16 protein-coding genes and 2 tRNA genes are annotated in these 18943 nt (G+C 69.9%); 15 read left to right on the top strand and 3 right to left on the bottom strand.

Annotated features, from left to right (window positions below; translation table 11 throughout):
- Positions 1-152 precede the first annotated feature (152 nt).
- Positions 153-1370, top strand: a complete 1218-nt coding sequence (locus ACGF5T_RS13260) for a PP2C family protein-serine/threonine phosphatase (RefSeq protein WP_366767804.1) — start codon at positions 153-155, stop codon at positions 1368-1370.
- A 13-nt stretch (positions 1371-1383) separates the two neighbouring features.
- Entirely contained in the window at positions 1384-1881 is a 498-nt protein-coding gene (locus tag ACGF5T_RS13255; RefSeq protein ID WP_366767803.1) for an HD domain-containing protein, read from the top strand.
- Here the strand turns inward: ACGF5T_RS13255 and ACGF5T_RS13250 are convergent.
- Positions 1878-3062, bottom strand: a complete 1185-nt coding sequence (locus ACGF5T_RS13250) for an acyltransferase family protein (protein ID WP_366767802.1) — start codon at positions 3060-3062, stop codon at positions 1878-1880. The two genes, ACGF5T_RS13255 and ACGF5T_RS13250, sit on opposite strands and share 4 nt — an antisense overlap.
- 664 nt (positions 3063-3726) lie before the next feature.
- Here ACGF5T_RS13250 and ACGF5T_RS13245 point away from each other — a divergent pair.
- Positions 3727-3921 carry a hypothetical protein gene (locus tag ACGF5T_RS13245; protein ID WP_053130833.1) on the top strand — a complete coding sequence of 65 codons (195 nt, stop codon included), beginning with the start codon at positions 3727-3729 and terminating at the stop codon, positions 3919-3921.
- Between the two features lie 159 nt (positions 3922-4080).
- Here ACGF5T_RS13245 and ACGF5T_RS13240 read toward each other — a convergent pair.
- Positions 4081-4151, bottom strand: a tRNA-Gly gene (locus tag ACGF5T_RS13240).
- 160 nt (positions 4152-4311) lie between these two features.
- Here ACGF5T_RS13240 and ACGF5T_RS13235 point away from each other — a divergent pair.
- The 5 genes from ACGF5T_RS13235 (at position 4312) to clpX (ending at position 9151) form a co-directional block, all read left to right on the top strand.
- Positions 4312-4388: transfer RNA gene (locus ACGF5T_RS13235), tRNA-Pro, on the top strand.
- A 184-nt stretch (positions 4389-4572) separates the two neighbouring features.
- On the top strand, positions 4573-5976 hold the full coding sequence (gene tig / locus ACGF5T_RS13230; protein ID WP_356603403.1) for a trigger factor: 1404 nt from the start codon (positions 4573-4575) through the stop codon (positions 5974-5976).
- Positions 5977-6304: 328 nt separating this feature from the next.
- Positions 6305-6910 (top strand): ATP-dependent Clp protease proteolytic subunit, encoded by a 606-nt coding sequence (locus ACGF5T_RS13225; RefSeq protein WP_053142395.1) that lies wholly within the window; start codon positions 6305-6307, stop codon positions 6908-6910.
- Positions 6911-6992: 82 nt separating this feature from the next.
- Positions 6993-7673 carry an ATP-dependent Clp protease proteolytic subunit gene (locus ACGF5T_RS13220; RefSeq protein WP_356603401.1) on the top strand — a complete coding sequence of 227 codons (681 nt, stop codon included), beginning with the start codon at positions 6993-6995 and terminating at the stop codon, positions 7671-7673.
- Positions 7674-7864: 191 nt separating this feature from the next.
- Positions 7865-9151, top strand: a complete 1287-nt coding sequence (gene clpX / locus ACGF5T_RS13215) for an ATP-dependent Clp protease ATP-binding subunit ClpX (protein ID WP_356603399.1) — start codon at positions 7865-7867, stop codon at positions 9149-9151.
- A 74-nt stretch (positions 9152-9225) separates the two neighbouring features.
- On the opposite strand, the gene ACGF5T_RS13210 is transcribed toward clpX, so the two are convergent.
- Positions 9226-10191 carry a hypothetical protein gene (locus tag ACGF5T_RS13210; protein ID WP_356603397.1) on the bottom strand — a complete coding sequence of 322 codons (966 nt, stop codon included), beginning with the start codon at positions 10189-10191 and terminating at the stop codon, positions 9226-9228.
- Between the two features lie 137 nt (positions 10192-10328).
- On the opposite strand from ACGF5T_RS13210, the gene ACGF5T_RS13205 reads away from it, so the two are divergent.
- From ACGF5T_RS13205 to mreD, 7 genes are all read left to right on the top strand, one after another.
- Positions 10329-12953, top strand: a complete 2625-nt coding sequence (locus ACGF5T_RS13205) for a valine--tRNA ligase (protein WP_356603395.1) — start codon at positions 10329-10331, stop codon at positions 12951-12953.
- A gap of 196 nt (positions 12954-13149) precedes the next feature.
- Positions 13150-14673 carry a folylpolyglutamate synthase/dihydrofolate synthase family protein gene (locus tag ACGF5T_RS13200; RefSeq protein ID WP_366767801.1) on the top strand — a complete coding sequence of 508 codons (1524 nt, stop codon included), beginning with the start codon at positions 13150-13152 and terminating at the stop codon, positions 14671-14673.
- 7 nt (positions 14674-14680) lie between these two features.
- Positions 14681-15037, top strand: a complete 357-nt coding sequence (locus ACGF5T_RS13195) for a DUF4233 domain-containing protein (RefSeq protein WP_361016441.1) — start codon at positions 14681-14683, stop codon at positions 15035-15037.
- Positions 15038-15230: 193 nt separating this feature from the next.
- The gene (gene ndk, locus ACGF5T_RS13190; protein WP_356603389.1) at positions 15231-15644 is read left to right on the top strand and encodes a nucleoside-diphosphate kinase; all 414 of its coding nucleotides are present in this window, start codon (positions 15231-15233) and stop codon (positions 15642-15644) included.
- 319 nt (positions 15645-15963) lie between these two features.
- Positions 15964-16983, top strand: a complete 1020-nt coding sequence (locus tag ACGF5T_RS13185; RefSeq protein ID WP_030381728.1) for a rod shape-determining protein — start codon at positions 15964-15966, stop codon at positions 16981-16983.
- Positions 16984-17183: 200 nt separating this feature from the next.
- Positions 17184-18236 (top strand): rod shape-determining protein MreC, encoded by a 1053-nt coding sequence (gene mreC / locus ACGF5T_RS13180; RefSeq protein WP_366767800.1) that lies wholly within the window; start codon positions 17184-17186, stop codon positions 18234-18236.
- A 13-nt stretch (positions 18237-18249) separates the two neighbouring features.
- Positions 18250-18921, top strand: coding sequence for a rod shape-determining protein MreD (gene mreD, locus ACGF5T_RS13175; RefSeq protein ID WP_356603385.1), 672 nt, complete (start codon positions 18250-18252; stop codon positions 18919-18921).
- Positions 18922-18943 lie beyond the last annotated feature (22 nt).

Below are 18943 nucleotides of genomic sequence, written 5' to 3'. Positions count from 1 at the left end.
TACCAGGGCCGTCCGGGACGGTCGAACCAATTTCCGCCAGGGTGCGGCGCGACGGCCGTACGTGAAGTTCACTGTGAAGTCAGGCCTCGGACGGGGGACAAGTGGGGCCTCCCGTGCCAAGCGGCCGGTCCGATGGATAGGGTCCCGAACTAATGGCAGCAGGACGACAGCGGCGCGCGGAGGCCGAGACGTTCACGGCCCGGTGGAAGAAGCAGTGGCACCGGGCCCGCGTCGGCATGCGCCGGTCCGCCGTCGACTACTTCCGCGGCGACGGCTCGGACTGGATCGCCCTGGCCGGGCTGCTGCTGATGATCCCCGTGATCGCGGCCACCACGATGATGAACAGCGTGTGGTGCGCACCGGCCGCGCTGGTCCTGCCGATCGTCGCGGGCGGCCTGCTGCTGCGCCCGGCGAGCCTGCTCGGCCTGTACGCGGCGGCGGCCACCGCGCTGATCGTGGAGTCGGTCCAACTGGGTCCGTACACCGAAGGCCCCTCCCGCGTCACCCCCGGCGTCGTCCTGGTCGTCGCGGCCTGCGGCTTCTTCGGGCTGCTGGTCGCCCAGTTCCGCAGCCGGGTCGGCGTGCCCTGGCGGCGCGGCGGGACCATGCTCTTCGACCTGCGCGAACGCATCAGGGTCCAGAGCAAGCTGCCGGGCCTGCCGCCGGGCTGGCACCGCGAGATGGCGCTGCGTCCGGCCGGCGGCCAGTCCTTCTCCGGCGACTTCGTCGTCGCGGCCCGCACGAACGGCGGCCGGACCCTCGAGGTGGTCCTCACCGACGTCTCCGGCAAGGGCATGGACGCGGGCTCCCGGGCCCTGCTGCTGTCGGGCGCGTTCGGCGGCCTGCTGGGCAGCCTCCCGCCGCACGCCTTCCTGCCGGCCGCCAACGGCTACCTGCTCCGCCAGGACTGGGACGAGGGCTTCGCCACCTCCATCCACCTCGTCCTCGACCTCGACTCCGGCGACTACGAGCTGTACTCCGCCGGACATCCACCGGGCCTCCAGCTCAGCGCCGGCACCGGCCGCTGGGAGGAGAAGACCGCCGAGGGACCGCTGCTCGGGGTGTACGACGGGGCGCAGTTCGACCCCGTGAAGGGCTCGCTGCGCCCCGGGGACGTGTTGATGCTGTTCACGGACGGACTGGTGGAGACGTCCGACCGCGACATCGCCGAGGGCATCGACCGCCTGACCGGCGAGGCCGACCGCTATGTCGCGGGCGGCTTCCACGGCGCCGCCTGGCACCTGATCGAGGCGGTCGCCAAGGACGTCAACGACGACCGGGCGCTCCTGCTGATCTGCCGGGAGGGCGCGACGTCCCACAGCCCGGCGACGCCCGCCTCGACGGCTGCGGCCCCGGCGACGGCCGACTGACACACTGGACGGCGTGCCCCTCACTCCCTCACCCACCGGCGAACCCTCCCCGGCCCTCTCCGCGGCCGAGGTCGAGACCATCGCCCGCGCCGCCCACGCCGGACAGACCGACAAGGCCGGACGGCCGTACACCGACCACCTGCGGGCCGTGGCCGAGGGCGTCCGGCGGCGCGGCGGCGACGAGGAGCAGATCGCGGCGGCCTGGCTGCACGACGCCGTCGAGGACGACGCGCTCTCCGAGGAGTGGCTGCGCGAGGCCCCGGTGAGCCGCCGCACCAAGGACATCGTGCTCGCCCTCACCAAGCGCGCGGGGGAGCCGCCCGAGGAGTACGCCGCGCGCATCCTCGCCACGCCCGGCGCACGCCTGGTCAAGGAGGCCGACCTGGCGCACAACGCCGACCCGGCGCGGCTCGCGGTCCTCGACGAGGGCACCCGCGCCCGGCTGACCGAGAAGTACACGCGGATGCGCGCACTCCTCGGTCCGGACGGCGGCCCGACGGCCCGGAGTTAGACGGAGACCTTCTCGCCGTCCCTGCCGGGCACGTGCGCCTCGCGCACCTCGGCTGCCTCGCGTGCCGCGCGCATCTCGGGCTTCTCCCGCCGCTCGCGGTCGCGGGCGGCCTCACCCGGGTCCCGCCGGAAGGCCCATTCCATCCTCGGCTCCACCACGCACCTGAAGACCCGCTGGACGGGCCTGGTGCACAGCACGGTGATGACGGCGGCGCCGAGGACGGTCAGCCCGATCTCGCCGAGCGGCCGGTCGAGCGCGGGATGGGAGAACCAGCCGGCGTACGTGCCCTCCTTCACCAGGAAGCCGTGCAGCAGGTAGCCGAAGATCGTGCCCGCGCCGAGGGCCGTGAACCACATGCGGCGACCGGGCACCCAGGCGAAGAAGCACGCGGAGAGCACCACCGAGCAGCCGAAGAGCGCGAGCGTCACGACGGGCCCGGTCCACCAGGGGGCGCCCGTGTCCTGCACCGGGGCGTTGCGGTAGAACCAGCCGGTCTCCATGCGCGGCACCGACCACCAGGCGACGGCCACCGCCGCCGCGACCACCGGCACGGACATGATCCGCACCGAGCGGCGCCGCACCAGCCGGAAGTGCTCGGGGCGCAGCAGCAGGCCCAGCACGAAGCACGGCAGGAACTGCAGCACCCGCTGCATGTTCAGGTCGTTGCCGATCGTCGGTGTCACGGAGGCCAGCGCGGCGATGGCCAGGGCGATCGGCAGCGGCCGGCGGACCGTCTTCCAGAGGGGGGTGGTCAGCCGCCAGACGAACAGCGCGCACAGGAACCACAGCAGGTAGGTGGGGTCCAGCAGGCTGATGTCGGCGCCCGGGTCCTCGCTGAGGCGGCGGTGCAGCGCGTAGGCGACCTCGAAGACGACGTAGGGGACGGCGACACCGGTGACCAGTCGCCTGACGCGCTGGGGGCTCAGATCGAAACTGCGCGAGAAGTAGCCGGAGATGATGATGAACGCCGGCATGTGGAACGTGTACAGCACCCGGTACAGGGTCTCCACGGTCCGGTTGCCGTCCAGGATCTGGCCCCACGCGTGACCGACACCGACCAGCACGATCGCCAGGTACTTGGCGTTGTCGAAGAACGCGTCGCGCGCACGGTCCGGCTGCGTCTGCCGGTTCGACGGGAGCGGAGTCTTCCGGCCGTCGCGCGATCGCAGCGAGCTCGTCATGCGACCCCCCGCCGGAAAATCGGCGAGTCGTCACAGGACCTCGCTGCTCTGGTGGGGGACGGGGCAGCGTAGAACATCTGAGGCACCCTAGCGTTCTCCGCGGGAATCCGTAAAACCTCCGACGTCATTCCGGTATTCACATGCCGGAGCGCCTCGTGGGCCCTGTCTATTTCGGCGAACGCGACCACCGCGGCCCCGTGGCGCCGGTACGCCCCCGAGCAGCGCCGCGCCGGAAACCGGGCCCTGGACCACCCCACTTGTCATGACTCGTCATGACTAAACAGTGCATAAGTCCGGGGGGCGACTCCACTGGAATGTCCGCTTCAATGGGCTTACGGGGGCCGCGGGGGCCTGCGAGATCTCCCTGTGATGTGCCCCTCGATGTGCTTCCCGCGACAATTCGAAATATCTGCGAACGCGTTGTGTGGGCATCGAAACGAAGTGGCCGGAATTCCCCGCACGGGTGCTCTGTCGAATTCGTGTGCGGGGTGCGATGGTTGAGTACGTCCGCGTGGACGGGGAACAGCGACACCCCAGAAGCCGGCCGGACGATGTGTCACCTGCCGCATAGCGGGGCCCGGTTGGTGGCACGATGGTTCTGGCGGGGGTGTGCGCGGCCGCACCCCCGGGCCGGGAGAGGGACCGACCTAGGGTGTGATCAGTTGTGGCCATTTCACTGTCAGTGGTGCTGCTGTTGGCGATCATCCTGGTGGTGTTGCTGCGAGGGGGCTCCATCAAGGCGGGCCCGGCGATCGTCGCGGTCCTGTTCGGCTTCTTCCTGGCGTCCACCGGCATGGCCGACGACATCCAGCGGTTCCTGAACTCGATAGCGGACACGATCAACTCGATCCAGTTCTGACCGGCCCACCGCCTCCGGTCCACCGCCTCCGGCCCACCGTCTCCGGCCCGCACGGAGGCGCCCGGTCGGCCCGAAGGCCCCGGACGGCGCAAAGGTCTCCGGACAGCACGAAGGCCTCCGGCCCGGCCCCTCGAAGGGACCGGGCCGGAGGCCTCTCGGAGCGGGCGACGGGAATCGAACCCGCGTAGCTAGTTTGGAAGACTAGGGCTCTACCATTGAGCTACGCCCGCACAGTGCACCGCAGGTCGGCGACCGCGGCACTGCAGGCATCCTAGCGGGTCGCCCCGCCTCACCGCACACCCCTTCCGGTCCGCGCCGGACCGTCCGCGGCGCGCGGGAAACCGGAAGGCCGCGACGCCTGGCGGCATGTACCCTACGTGTCGCACCAGACGGGGTGTGGCGCAGCTTGGTAGCGCGTCCGCTTTGGGAGCGGAAGGCCGTGGGTTCAAATCCCGCCACCCCGACCACCTCGGTCGATCGTCCCGGACGAGTGCGAGTGATCGCCTTTTGGGCCGTGTAGTCGCTGCCGTTACTATGCAAGCTGCACGCCCGTGTGTCTCAGCGTCTGAAGTCTCCCGGGCGGCGAAATTTGCCGGATGCCGCTCTGGCTCCGGCAGAACCCGAGAAGTCAGCCACCAAGGAGACCGAACCGTGAAGAGCGCCGTGGAGACCCTGAACCCGACCCGGGTTCGGCTCACTGTCGAGGTGCCCTTCGAGGAGCTCAAGGACAGCCTCGACGCGGCGTACAAGAAGATCAACCAGCAGGTCACGGTGAAGGGCTTCCGCAAGGGCAAGATCCCGGCCCGGGTCATCGACCAGCGGTTCGGCCGCGGTGCGGTTCTGGAGGAGGCGGTCAACGACGCGCTTCCCAAGTTCTACACCGACGCGGTCAACGAGGCCGAGCTGAACCCGCTCGGCCAGCCCGAGGTCGACATCACGGAGCTGAAGGACGGCGAGACGCTGAACTTCACCGCCGAGGTCGACATCCGCCCGACCGTCGAGATCCCGGACTACTCCGGCATCGAGGTCGAGGTCGACGCCGTCGAGGTCAGCGACGAGGACGTCGAGAAGTCGGTCGAGCAGCTGCGCGAGCGCTTCGCCTCCACCGCCCCGGTCGAGCGCGCCGCCGAGGAAGGTGACGTGGTCACCCTCGACCTGCGGGCCAAGGTCGACGGCGAGGTCCTCGAGGACGGCGTCGCCGACGGCGTCTCCTACACCATCGGCTCCGGTGAGCTGCTGGAAGGCATCGACGACGCCGTGACGGGCCTGGAGGCCGGTGGCGAGACCACCTTCACCTCCGAGCTCAAGGGCGGCTCGGCGGCCGGCAAGGAGGCCGAGGTCACCGTCAAGGTCACCCAGGTCGCCAAGCGCGAGCTGCCCGAGCTGGACGACGACTTCGCGCAGCTCGCGTCGGAGTTCGACACGCTGGAGGAGCTGCGCGCCGACAGCCGCAAGCGCCTCGCCAACATGAAGCAGTACGACCAGGCCACGCAGGCCCAGGAGCGCGTCCTGGACAAGCTGCTCGAGCTGGTCGAGGTCCCGATCCCCGAGAAGCTCCTCGAGGACGAGATCAACACCCGTAAGCACAACCTCGAGCACCACCAGCTCGGCCAGATGGGTCTCGACCTCGAGAAGTACCTCGAGCTCCAGGGCAAGACCGCCGAGGAGTTCGACACCGAGACCCGCGAGGCCGCGGTCAAGGGCATCAAGACCCAGTTCGTCCTCGACGAGCTGGTCAAGCAGGAGAACCTCAACGTCAGCCAGGAGGAGCTCACCGAGCACCTCATGCGCCGCGCGGCCTCCTCCGGCATGTCCCCCGACCAGTTCGCCCAGGCCGTCGTCGAGCAGGGCCAGGTCCCGCTCCTCGTCGGCGAGGTCGCCCGCGGCAAGGCCCTGGCCGTCGTGGTCGAGAAGGCCACGGTCAAGGACACCAACGGCGAGCTCGTCGACCTGGACGACGAGGACGACGAGGGGGAGGAGACGGAGGCCGCCGAGGCCGCCGCCGAGTCCACCGAGTCCGGTGACGACAAGGCCGAGGAGAAGACCGAGGGCTGACCCTCGCGTCTCCGCCGACGGACGTGGAAAGGGCCCCGGACGATCAGTTCCGGGGCCCTTTCGCCGTACGGCCGGACAGCCCCCTCAGGGGCACGGGGAACCGCGCGAGCAACCACGACGGACCCGCACCCGGCGACCAACGGGACCTGCCACGGCGCTACGCCCCCGGCGAACACCCGCAGAACCGGGATGGCGCCGCAGGCCCACCGCGTTAGGGTCCATGAATACGAGGGCAGGGGAGTCCCCGAAAGCGGCTCCAGCCCCGCAGGGAAACGTGAGACGGCCCGGCGCCGTCGTAAGACGAGCAGGTGGATACGTGACGAATCTGATGCCCTCAGCCGCCGGCGAGCCCTCCATCGGTGGCGGCCTCGGCGACCAGGTCTACAACCGACTGCTCGGCGAGCGGATCATCTTCCTCGGCCAGCCGGTCGACGACGACATTGCCAACAAGATCACCGCACAGCTGCTGCTCCTTGCCGCCGACCCGGACAAGGACATTTTCCTGTACATCAACAGCCCGGGCGGTTCGATCACGGCCGGCATGGCGATCTACGACACCATGCAGTTCATCAAGAACGACGTGGTGACGATCGCCATGGGCCTCGCCGCCTCCATGGGGCAGTTCCTGCTCAGCGCGGGCACCCCGGGCAAGCGCTTCGCCCTGCCGAACGCCGAGATCCTGATCCACCAGCCCTCCGCCGGCCTGGCCGGTTCGGCCTCGGACATCAAGATCCACGCCGAGCGGCTGCTGCACACCAAGCGGCGCATGGCCGAGCTCACGGCCCAGCACACCGGCCAGACGATCGAGCAGATCACCCGCGACTCGGACCGCGACCGCTGGTTCGACGCCTTCGAGGCCAAGGAGTACGGCCTCATCGACGACGTGATCCCCACGGCCGCCGGCATGCCGGGCGGCGGCGGTACCGGCGCCTGAGCCCTCTGCGGGCCCCAGCGGGGGCCCCAGCGCGCCCCAGCCGGCCTCAGCCGACCGCCTCAGCCCCTTTCCAGGAGACACTGTGAACGACTTTCCCGGCAGCGGCCTGTACGACCGCGCCCGCGCCGAGTACACCGGCCCCTCGGCCGAGTCCCGCTACGTGATCCCCCGCTTCGTCGAGCGCACCTCCCAGGGCGTCCGCGAGTACGACCCGTACGCGAAGCTCTTCGAGGAGCGCGTGATCTTCCTCGGCGTCCAGATCGACGACGCCTCCGCCAACGACGTCATGGCGCAGCTGCTGTGCCTGGAGTCGATGGACCCCGACCGGGACATCTCGGTCTACATCAACAGCCCCGGCGGCTCCTTCACGGCGCTCACCGCCATCTACGACACGATGCAGTACGTGAAGCCGGACGTCCAGACGGTCTGCATGGGCCAGGCCGCCTCCGCCGCCGCCGTCCTGCTGGCCGCGGGCACCCCGGGCAAGCGCATGGCGCTGCCGAACGCCCGCGTCCTGATCCACCAGCCCTACAGCGAGACCGGCCGCGGTCAGGTCTCCGACCTGGAGATCGCCGCCAACGAGATCCTGCGGATGCGCTCGCAGCTGGAGGAGATGCTGGCCAAGCACTCCACCACGCCGGTCGAGAAGATCCGCGAGGACATCGAGCGCGACAAGATCCTCACGGCCGAGGACGCGCTGAGCTACGGCCTGATCGACCAGATCATCACCACCCGGAAGATGGACAACTCCTCTCTCCGCTAGGCGGGAGGCTGTATCGTCTGCCGCTCCTTGGCATGGTTTGACGCGATTCACGTCAAAGCGAACCGTGCCAAGGGGGGCCCGGACGGGGGGCCCGGCAAGGTACCGTCGGACATAAGGCAGCACCAGGAGTCCCGTGGACGGCGACGCGACGTCGACGTTCGGGAGTCTCCCAGGCGAAGGGGAAGCACACCGTGGCACGCATCGGTGACGGCGGCGATCTGCTCAAGTGCTCGTTCTGCGGGAAGAGCCAGAAGCAGGTCAAGAAGCTCATCGCAGGGCCCGGTGTCTACATCTGCGACGAGTGCATCGATCTCTGCAACGAGATCATCGAGGAAGAGCTCGCGGAGACCAGCGAGGTGCGCTGGGAGGAGCTCCCGAAGCCCCGCGAGATCTACGAGTTCCTCGAGGGCTACGTGGTCGGCCAGGAGGCGGCCAAGAAGGCCCTCTCCGTCGCGGTGTACAACCACTACAAGCGGGTCCAGGCCGGCGAGAACGGCGGCGCCCAAGGCCGCGAGGACGCCATCGAGTTGGCGAAGTCCAACATCCTCCTGCTGGGTCCCACGGGCTCCGGCAAGACCCTCCTCGCCCAGACCCTCGCGCGCATGCTGAACGTCCCGTTCGCGATCGCCGACGCCACGGCGCTCACCGAGGCGGGGTACGTCGGCGAGGACGTCGAGAACATCCTGCTGAAGCTGATCCAGGCCGCTGACTACGACGTCAAGAAGGCCGAGACCGGGATCATCTACATCGACGAGATCGACAAGGTCGCGCGGAAGAGTGAGAACCCCTCCATCACGCGTGACGTGTCGGGCGAGGGCGTCCAGCAGGCCCTGCTGAAGATCCTGGAGGGCACCACGGCCTCCGTCCCGCCGCAGGGCGGCCGCAAGCACCCGCACCAGGAGTTCATCCAGATCGACACGACGAACGTCCTGTTCATCGTGGGCGGTGCGTTCTCGGGCCTGGAGAAGATCATCGAGGGCCGGGCCGGAGCCAAGGGCATCGGCTTCGGCGCGACGATCCGCTCCAAGCGGGAGATCGAGTCCAAGGACCAGTTCGAGCAGGTCATGCCGGAGGACCTGGTCAAGTTCGGCATGATCCCCGAGTTCATCGGCCGGCTCCCGGTCATCACCTCGGTCCACAACCTCGACCGCGAGGCCCTGCTCCAGATCCTGGTCGAGCCGCGCAACGCGCTGGTCAAGCAGTACGAGCGCCTCTTCGAACTCGACGGTGTGGAGCTGGACTTCGAGCGCGAGGCGCTGGAGGCCATCGCCGACCAGGCCATCCTCCGCCAGACCGGCGCCCGCGGCCTGCGCGCCATCATGGAGGAAGTCCTCCAGGGCGTGATGTACGAGGTCCCGTCCCGCAAGGACGTGGCCCGCGTCGTCATCACGGCCGACGTGGTCCTCTCCAACGTCAACCCGACGCTCATCCCCCGCGATTCGCGAGGGCGGGGCCCGGGCGAGCAGAAGACGGCGTAGCCGCACGGTACGCACGCACGCGGAAGGGGCCCGGTCGAGCGACCGGGCCCCTTCCGCGTTGCCGTACTCCGGCGTCAGGCCTTGACGCGGACTTCCTTGCGGAGCTTGGCGGTGAGGTCCGCCGCCTTCTCCGGGTCGCCGCCCTTGCCCGCCGCCATGTCGAGGAGGTCCATCGGCATGACCCAGCCGAGCGTGCTGTGGTCGCCCCAGATGCAGTAGGTCATGTTCATCTTCTTGGGCTCGTTCGCACCGCCGGAGGGGTTGTTGTACTCCGCCTCCTGGCACTTGACGATCGCGCCGTCCAGGGAGTCCGGCTTGTACTCCTTCGGGTCGCCCTGCAGCGTGACGTCCTCGTCGCCGCCGCCCTTCTCGCTCTCCTTCTTCATGTGCGCGAACATCGCGTCGACGGTCTTCTCCGGGTCGTCGATGGTGCCGTAGACGCCGGCGAACATGAGCTGCTTGGTGGCGAGCGGGTTCTCCTCGTTCTTCGCCTCGTAGGCGGCGCTGGCGTCCTTGGCGTCCTTCACCCCCCACGACTCGGCGTCCTTCATGTCGCTCTCGTCCATGGTGCTGCCGCCGCCCTCGGACTTCGTGTAGTCCGTGAGCACCGTCGCCGGCGTCGTCAGCTTGTGCGGGCCGTCGTCGGCGATGTCCGAGCCGCCGCCACCGCTGGAGCCGAGGACGAAGTACGCACCGACGCCGATCGCCGCCACGACGGCGACCGCGCCGATGATCAGGCCCATCTTCTTCTTGCCGCCGCCCGGGGCCGGGGGCTGGGGCATGCCGTAGGGCTGCTGGCCGTAGGGAGGCTGCTGGCCGTACGGGGGCTGCTGGCCGTAGGGCGGGGCCTGCGGCGGGACGCCGCCCTGCTGGGGCTGCTGCGGGTAGCCGTAGCCCGGCTGCGGGGGAGGCGTCTGCTGGGGGTAGCCATAGCCGGGCTGGGGGGCCTGCGGCGGCTGCTGGCCGTACGGCCCCTGCTGGCCGTACGGTCCGGGCTGCTGAGGCTGCCCGCCGTACGGGCCCGGCTGGTTGTGACTCATTACTGGGTTCCCCTCCAGATGCTTACGTGGTCCTGACATCCTGACGCAGCCAGGGCCGGCCGCAGCCACCGGGGGCCGCACCGTTACAAACGAAACGCGTTTCGGGACACGGTCGTGACGCCCGTAAACTGACCCCCGTGACCGAGAACACTCAGCAGCCGCAAGCAGCGCCCACGACCGAACTGCCGACCCAGTACACGCCGGCCGAGGTAGAGGGGAAGCTGTACGAGCGCTGGGTAGAACGGGGTTACTTCGAGGCGGACGCCCAGAGCGAGAAGCCTCCGTACACCGTCGTCATCCCGCCGCCGAACGTCACGGGCAGCCTGCACCTCGGGCACGCCTTCGAGCACACGCTCATCGACGCCCTGACCCGCCGCAAGCGCATGCAGGGCTACGAGACGCTGTGGCAGCCCGGCATGGACCACGCCGGCATCGCCACGCAGAACGTCGTCGAGCGGGAGCTGGCCAAGGAGGGCAAGTCCCGGCACGACCTCGGCCGGGAGGCGTTCGTCGAGCGTGTCTGGCAGTGGAAGGGCGAGTCCGGCGGGCAGATCAGCGGGCAGATGCGCCGTCTCGGTGACGGTGTCGCGTGGTCGCGTGAGCGCTTCACCATGGACGAGGGCCTGTCCCAGGCCGTCCAGACCATCTTCAAGCGGCTCTACGACGACGAGCTGATCTACCGCGCCGAGCGCATCATCAACTGGTGTCCGCGCTGCCTGACGGCCATCTCCGACATCGAGGTCGAGTACCAGGACGACGACGGCGAGCTGGTCTCGATGAAGTACGGGGACGGGGACGAGACCATCGTCGTCGCCACCACCCGTGCCGAGACGATGCTCGGTGACACCGCCGTCGCCGTCCACCCGGAGGACGAGCGGTACAAGCACCTGGTCGGCAAGCTGATCAAGCTGCCGCTGACCGACCGCTCCATCCCGGTCGTCGCCGACGAGCACGTCGACCCCGAGTTCGGCACCGGCGCCGTCAAGGTGACGCCCGCCCACGACCCGAACGACTTCGAGATCGGCCAGCGCCACGACCTGCCCGCCATCGCGGTCATGGACGAGCACGCCGTCATCACCGTCCACGGCCCCTTCCAGGGCCTGGACCGGCTGGAGGCCCGCTCCGCCATCGTCGCCGCGCTGCGCGCCGAGGGCCGGATCGTCGCCGAGAAGCGGCCCTACGTCCACTCCGTCGGCCACTGCTCGCGCTGCAAGACCACCATCGAGCCGCGCCTGTCCATGCAGTGGTGGGTCAAGGTCGGCCCGCTGGCCAAGGCGGCCGGTGACGCCGTCCGCGACGGCAAGGTCAAGATCCACCCGCAGGAGATGGAGAAGCGGTACTTCGACTGGGTCGACAACCTCCACGACTGGTGCATCTCGCGCCAGCTGTGGTGGGGCCACCGCATCCCCGTCTGGTACGGGCCGAACGGCGAGATCGTCTGCGTCGGCCCCGACGAGCAGCCGCCGAGCGGCGAGGGCTGGCACCAGGACTCCGATGTCCTGGACACCTGGTTCTCCTCCGGCCTGTGGCCGTTCTCCACCCTCGGCTGGCCCGAGCGGACCGACTCGCTCGCGAAGTTCTACCCGAACTCCGTCCTGGTCACCGGCTACGACATCCTCTTCTTCTGGGTCGCCCGGATGATGATGTTCGGCCTCTACGCGATGGACGGCACCCCGCCGTTCCACACCATCGCCCTGCACGGCATGGTCCGTGACCAGAACGGCAAGAAGATGTCCAAGTCCTTCGGGAACGTGGTCAACCCGCTGGACTGGATGGACAAGTACGGCTCCGACGCCCTGCGCTTCACCCTCGCGCGCGGCGCCAACCCGGGCGTCGACGTCCCGATCGGCGAGGACTGGGTCCAGGGCTCCCGGAACTTCGCCAACAAGATCTGGAACGCCACCCGCTTCGCGCTGATGAACGGCGCGACGGTCGAGGGTCCGCTGCCGGACGCGTCGAGGATGTCGTCCACGGACCGGTGGATCCTGTCCCGGCTGAACTCCGTCGTCGCCGAGGTCGACGCGTTCTACGAGGACTACCAGTTCGCGAAGCTCTCCGACGCCCTGTTCCACTTCGCGTGGGACGAGGTCTTCGACTGGTACGTCGAACTGTCCAAGACCACCTTCCAGGCGGGTGGCGAGGCCGCCGAGGTCAGCAAGCGCGTCCTCGGCGAGGTCCTCGACGTCACGCTGCGGCTGCTGCACCCGGTCGTCCCCTTCGTCACGGAGACCCTGTGGACCACCCTCACGGGCGGTGAGTCCGTCGTGATCGCCGAGTGGCCGACCGACTCCGGTTTCCGGGACGCCGACGCCGAGCGCGAGATCGGGACCGTCCAGTCGGTGATCACCGAGGTCCGCCGGTTCCGTGCCGACCAGGGCCTCCAGCCCGGCCAGCGGGTCCCGGCCCGGCTGACGCTCGCGGGCAGCGCGCTCGCGGCGCACGAGGCGGCCGTCCGCCAGCTGCTCCGTCTCCAGCCGGAGGGCGACGCCTTCACGGCGACGGCGACCCTGCCGGTGGCGGGCGTCGAGGTCGCCCTCGACCTCTCCGGGGTCATCGACTTCGCCGCGGAGCGCAAGCGGCTGGCCAAGGACCTCGCCGCCGCGGAGAAGGAGAAGGCGCAGGCCAACGGGAAGCTCGGCAACGAGGCGTTCCTCGCCAAGGCGCCGGACCACGTCGTGGACAAGATCCGGGGCCGGCTGGCCAAGGCGGACGAGGACATCGCCCGCATCCAGGCCCAGCTGGAGAAGCTGCCGCAGGCGTAGCCGCCGGTACGTCCGCGGAGGCTCCCGGTGCCGTCACGGCACCGGGAGCCTCCGCGTCCCCAGGGACGCGGGGCTGTTTCGACGTACGGCTCCGCCACGCGGGCGCGACCAGCCACGACGACGCCGCGCTCGCCGCGAGACCCGGGCCACCCCACTCCGTGGGCGCCCTGTCGGCAGGCCTCCGTAGACTGTCCCCGTGAGCGACATCCCCGGCGAGAACGACCAGCCCGACCCCGCTGACCCCACCGAGTCCTTCGACGAGATCATCGCGGCGGAGACCACCCGCGACCCCGACCTCGCCGTGATCGAGGCCGGCAGCCGCACCCTGCGCACCCAGGGCGGGCCCCCGCAGGCCGACGTGCCCGCGCGCCCCGAGGACCCCGAGGTGGACAGGGCGCTGCGCGAGGTGGAGACGGAGCTGGCCACCCGCTGGGGCGAGACCAAGCTGGAGCCGTCCGTCGCCCGCATCGCCGCCCTGATGGACGTGCTGGGGGAGCCGCAGCGCTCGTACCCGTCCATCCACATCACGGGGACCAACGGCAAGACCTCCACCGCCCGCATGATCGAGGCCCTGCTCGGCGCCTTCGAGCTGCGCACCGGGCGGTACACCTCGCCGCACGTGCAGTCGATCACCGAGCGGATCAGCCTGGACGGCGCCGCGATCGCCGCCGAGCGGTTCATCGAGACGTACCAGGACATCAAGCCGTACGTCGAGATGGTCGACGCGCAGCAGGACTACCGGCTGTCGTTCTTCGAGGTGCTGACCGGCATGGCGTACGCGGCCTTCGCCGACGCACCCGTCGACGTGGCCGTCGTCGAGGTCGGCATGGGCGGCTCCTGGGACGCCACCAACGTCATCGACGGTGACGTCGCCGTCGTCACCCCCATCGACCTGGACCACACCGACCGGCTCGGCGAGACGCCCGGCGCGATCGCCACCGAGAAGGCCGGCATCGTCAAGCAGGACGCCACCGTGATCCTGGCCCAGCAGCCGGTGGACGCGGCGCAGGTCATGCTGAAGAAGGCGGTCGACGTCAACGCCACCGTGGCCCGCGAGGGGCTGGAGTTCGGCGTCGTCGCCCGGGAGGTCGCCGTCGGCGGACAGCTGCTGACCCTGCGCGGCCTCGGTGGCGAGTACACCGACCTCTACCTGCCGCTGCACGGCGCCCACCAGGCCCACAACGCGGCGGTCGCGCTGGCCGCCGTCGAGGCGTTCTTCGGCGTCGGCGCGCAGCGCCCCGAGCCGCTGGATGTCGACACCGTGGGCAAGGCCTTCGCCGCCGTCGCCTCACCGGGGCGGATGGAGGTGGTGCGGCGCTCGCCCACCGTGGTGCTCGACGCCGCGCACAACCCGGCCGGGGCCCGCGTCACCGCCGAGGCGATCGGGGAGGCCTTCCAGTTCAGCCGCCTCATCGGCGTGGTCGGCGCCAGCGGCGACAAGAACGTGCGCGGCCTCCTGGAGGCCTTCGAGCCGGTCTTCGCCGAGGTCGTCGTCACCCAGAACTCCAGCCACCGCTCGATGGACGCCGACGAGCTGGCCGGGATCGCCGTCGAGGTGTTCGGCGAGGACCGCGTCCAGGTCGAGCCGCGACTGCCGGACGCCCTGGAGGCCGCGATCACGCTGGCCGAGGAGGAGGGCGAGTTCGCGGGCGGCGGTGTGCTCGTCACCGGTTCCGTCATCACCGTCGGCGAGGCCCGGCTGCTGCTGGGGAAGGGCTGAGATCCACGTGCGTACGCTCTGTGCTTCGACCTTGATCGGCGAGTTCTTCGTCATCGGCTTCGCCGGTCTGGTCGCCATGAAGGACCCGGACCTGGCCGTGGGGACGGTGTGGACGGTCAGCGGCATCGCGATGTTCCTGTGCGTGGCGCTGTGCGGCGTGGTGACCCGGCCGGGCGGCATCGCCTTCGGCTGGGCCCTGCAGATCGCCCTGATCGCCTCCGGCTTCGTCGTGCCGTCCATGTTCTTCCTCGGCGCCATCTTCGCGGCCCTGTGGTGGGCCTCCGTGCACTACGGGCGGAAGATCGACGAGGCGAAGGCGAGATTCGCCGCCCAGGCCGAGGGCTCCGCCCCGGACGCCGCCTGAGCGGTCCCGGCCGGACGCCGCCGTCGGCCGCGGCGGGCGGTTCCCTCCCGTCGCCGTGCGCCCGGCCATGCCGTGCGCCCGGCCGTCGCGGGTGCTGTCCGGTGGTCGGCTGACGCTGCGTGACAGGCGCCGCGACACGCCCGGTAACCTCAGTCATCACGCCGCACCACCGCACACCTCAAGGGAGCCCGTCGTGACCCAGCGCAGCCTCGTCCTCCTCAAGCCCGACGCCGTCCGTCGTGGCCTGACCGGCGAGATCATCAGCCGTATCGAGCGCAAGGCCGGCTGGCAGATCACCGCGCTGGAACTGCGCACCCTGGACGCCGAGACGCTGGAGCAGCACTACGGCGAGCACAAGGGCAAGCCCTTCTACGAGCCGCTGGTCGAGTTCATGGCGTCCGGTCCGGTCGTCGCCCTGGTCGTCGAGGGCGAGCGGGTCATCGAGGGCGTGCGGGCGCTGGCCGGTCCGACCGACCCCATCGCCGCCGCCCCCGGCTCCATCCGCGGTGACTTCGGCGTGATCGTCCGGGAGAACCTGATCCACGCCTCCGACTCCGAGGAGTCCGCCGAGCGCGAGCTGAAGATCTTCTTCCCGGGCCGGGTCTGAGCCTCCCGCCGGACACGCCGGACCCATCTTTTTTCTGACGCCGCGTCAGCCGAATGGCCCGCAGCGCACCGGGGCGGTCGCGTAAAAGCGACCGCCCTGTGGCATATGCGCGCCTGATCGGGGGAACGGATGCCCCCGTTGGCCCGTCTCCACAAGCGAGGCGAGGCGCCATCTGCTGACAATGGCGAAGACCCTCGCGCAGTGTTCGCGAAAGCGCGTCTACGATGGAAGCCTCCACGCGTCACTGCACCCACTTCGCCTACCTGAAAAGCCCTCAAAAGCTCCTGGGAAGGCCAGTCGAATCCTGATGGGGAACTCAATGTCGTTCATCGGCCGTGACATGGCTGTCGACCTCGGGACCGCCAACACGCTGGTGTACGTCAGGGGTCGCGGGATCGTACTCAACGAGCCGTCCGTCGTCGCGATCAACACCAACACCGGTGGCATCCTCGCGGTCGGCGCCGAAGCGAAGAAGATGATCGGGCGCACGCCGGGCAACATCGTCGCCGTGCGCCCGCTGAAGGACGGCGTCATCGCCGACTTCGAGATCACCGAGCGGATGCTCCGCTACTTCATCCTGAAGATCCACAAGCGGCGTTATCTGGCTCGTCCGCGGGTCGTCGTCTGTGTGCCCTCGGGCATCACCGGCGTCGAGCGCCGCGCCGTCATCGAGGCGTCGTCCCAGGCCGGCGCCCGTCAGGTGCACATCATCGAGGAGCCCATGGCCGCGGCCATCGGCTCCGGCCTGCCGGTCCACGAGGCCACGGGCAACATGGTGGTCGACATCGGCGGCGGCACCACGGAGGTCGCGGTCATCTCGCTCGGCGGCATCGTCACCGCCCAGTCCATCCGCGTCGCGGGTGACGAGCTGGACAACGCGATCATCCAGCACGTCAAGAAGGAGTACAGCCTTCTGCTGGGTGAGCGCACGGCCGAACAGATCAAGATCACGATCGGTTCGGCGTACGACCTCGACTCCGACGAGCACACCGAAATCCGCGGCCGGGACCTCGTCTCCGGGCTGCCCAAGACCGTCGTCATCTCCGCCGCCGAAGTGCGCAAGGCGATCGAGGAGCCGGTCAACGCGATCGTCGACGCCGTCAAGACCACCCTCGACAAGTGTCCGCCGGAGCTGTCCGGCGACATCATGGACCGGGGCATCGTCCTGACCGGCGGCGGCGCGCTGCTGCGCGGGCTCGACGAGCGGCTGCGCCGGGAGACCGGGATGCCGATCCACATCGCCGAGGACCCGCTGGACAGCGTGGCGCTCGGCTCCGGCAAGTGCGTCGAGGAGTTCGAGGCGCTCCAGCAGGTGCTGGACGCCCAGCCCCGCAGATGACGTAACGCTTCGGTTCCGCCGTACGAGACGATCTCCTCTCGTGCGGCGGATCGTTGATATAGAGGCTTCAGTACACAAGCACGGCGAGTGCGGCGCGACCGCCCCGAGCACCGCACCCACCGAGACATCTGAATTCCTGAACACCGCCACGTAAATTCGGAGATTCCCGAATTTCGACGAGGAAGGCACGGCCGCCGCACGTGAGGGACACGAAAGAGAGCCGGCTGCTCCTGGTGCTGCTGATCGCCATCGCGTTCGCACTGATCACGGTGGACATCCGCGGCGGGGAGGACTCACCGGTCGACGGTGCCCGGCAGGCCGCGGCCTCGGTCTTCGGCCCGATCGAGAACGGGGTCTCCTCAGCCGTCGACCCGGTCGGCAACGCGGTCTCCGCGGTCCGCGACTCCGGCGACCGCCACGACCGGCTCGCCGCGCTGGAGACGCAGAACGCGGCCCTGAAGGCGAAACTCGGCAGCGACGAGCGCGGCCGCAGCCGTCTGAAGCAGTTCGACAAGATGCTCGGACTCGCCGGCGCCGGCCAGTACGGCATCAAGGGCGCCCAGGTCATCGCCATAGGAGCCGCCCAGGGCTTCTCCTGGACCGTCACCATCGACGTCGGCGCGAACGACGGCATCAAGCGCGACATGACCGTCCTCAACGGCGACGGTCTGGTGGGGCGGGTGACCACCGTCGGCCCCAACAGCGCCACCGTGCTGCTCGCCAACGACCCCGACTTCACCGTCGGCACCCGCATGGAGGCCGGCGACGAACTCGGCTTCGCCTCGGGCCAGGGCGGGCGCCCGCTGCGCGTCGAACTCCTCAACGGCAAGGCCGACGTCAAGAAGGGCGACCGGCTGGTGACCTTCGGGTCCCAGGCCGACAAGCCGTTCGTGCCGGGCGTCCCCGTCGGCATCGTCTCCCGCGTCGACCCCTCCGGCGGCGACCTGACCCGCATCCTCGACGTCACGCCGTTCGTCAGCTTCACCAAGCTCGACATCGTCGGCGTCGTCGTCCAGGCCCCCCAGAAGGACCCGCGCGACACGGTGCTCCCGGAGAAGAAGCAGCCGAAGCCCACGCCGACCGTCACGGTGACCGTGACCCCCGGAGCCGACCCCGAAGGCCAGGCCCAGGACGGTCAGGCCCCAGACGGCCAGACGCAGGACGGCCAGACGCAGGACGGCCAGACGCAGGACGGCCAGGCCCAAGACGGCGGGACCGGGCAGAACCAGCAGTCCGAGCAGACCGAGCAGTAGGAGTTCTCACCCCATGCGCGTCAACCGGATCCTGCTGTCCGCCTCCCTGGTCGTCGTCGCCCTGGTGCTCCAGGTGAGCGTCCTCGCCCGCCTGCACCTGCCCGGCGCCGTCCCCGACCTGCTCCTGCTCACCGTCCTCGGCCTCGCCCTGGTCTACGGCCACGTCGGCGGCGCCCTCGTCGGCTTCGGCGCCGGACTCCTCGCCGACCTCGCCCCGCCCGCCGACCACGCCGCCGGCCGCTACGCCCTGGTGCTCTGCGTCATCGGCTACCTCGCCGGCCTCGCCAAGCCGGAGAACGGCCGGCTCAGGTCCGCCACCGGGCCCATGGTCGTCGTGGTCGTCGCCGCCCTCGGCACCACCCTGCTCTACGCCGGCGTCGGCGCCCTCGTCGGTGACACCGCCGCCCGCCACGTCGGCCTGCCCAGCCTGCTGTTCACGGCGGCCCTCTACGACCTGCTGCTCGCGCCCTTCGTCGTCCCCGGCATCATGGCCCTCGCCAGACGCGCCGAGAACGACCCGCTGGCCGAGGCCGGCTCCGCAGGCCAGAAGCCCGACATCTCCTCCGGCTGGCTCTCCGGAGGCACCGGGCTGCGCATCGGCAACCAGCGCAACGGACTGCGGGTGAAGGCGGCCCGGGCCCGGGTGGCCCGCGCCGGACGCATCAAGGGGGTCAAGCGACTGTGAGGACGCGGCAGCACACGACCAG

It is taken from the genome of Streptomyces sp. NPDC047853, from assembly GCF_043204535.1.
GTDB lineage: Bacteria > Actinomycetota > Actinomycetes > Streptomycetales > Streptomycetaceae > Streptomyces.
This window is presented reverse-complemented; position numbering and strand designations above follow the sequence as displayed.

What these genes read in the sequence shown, in the direction of transcription:
- ACGF5T_RS13250 (WP_366767802.1), bottom strand. Translation starts at nt 3,062, where the DNA reads ATGACGAGCTCGCTGCGATCGCGCGACGGCCGGAAGACTCCGCTCCCG.
- ACGF5T_RS13225 (WP_053142395.1), top strand. Translation starts at nt 6,305, where the DNA reads ATGCCCTCAGCCGCCGGCGAGCCCTCCATCGGTGGCGGCCTCGGCGAC.
- ACGF5T_RS13210 (WP_356603397.1), bottom strand. Translation starts at nt 10,191, where the DNA reads ATGAGTCACAACCAGCCGGGCCCGTACGGCGGGCAGCCTCAGCAGCCC.
- ACGF5T_RS13260 (WP_366767804.1), top strand. Translation starts at nt 153, where the DNA reads ATGGCAGCAGGACGACAGCGGCGCGCGGAGGCCGAGACGTTCACGGCC.
- ACGF5T_RS13185 (WP_030381728.1), top strand. Translation starts at nt 15,964, where the DNA reads ATGTCGTTCATCGGCCGTGACATGGCTGTCGACCTCGGGACCGCCAAC.
- mreD (WP_356603385.1), top strand. Translation starts at nt 18,250, where the DNA reads ATGCGCGTCAACCGGATCCTGCTGTCCGCCTCCCTGGTCGTCGTCGCC.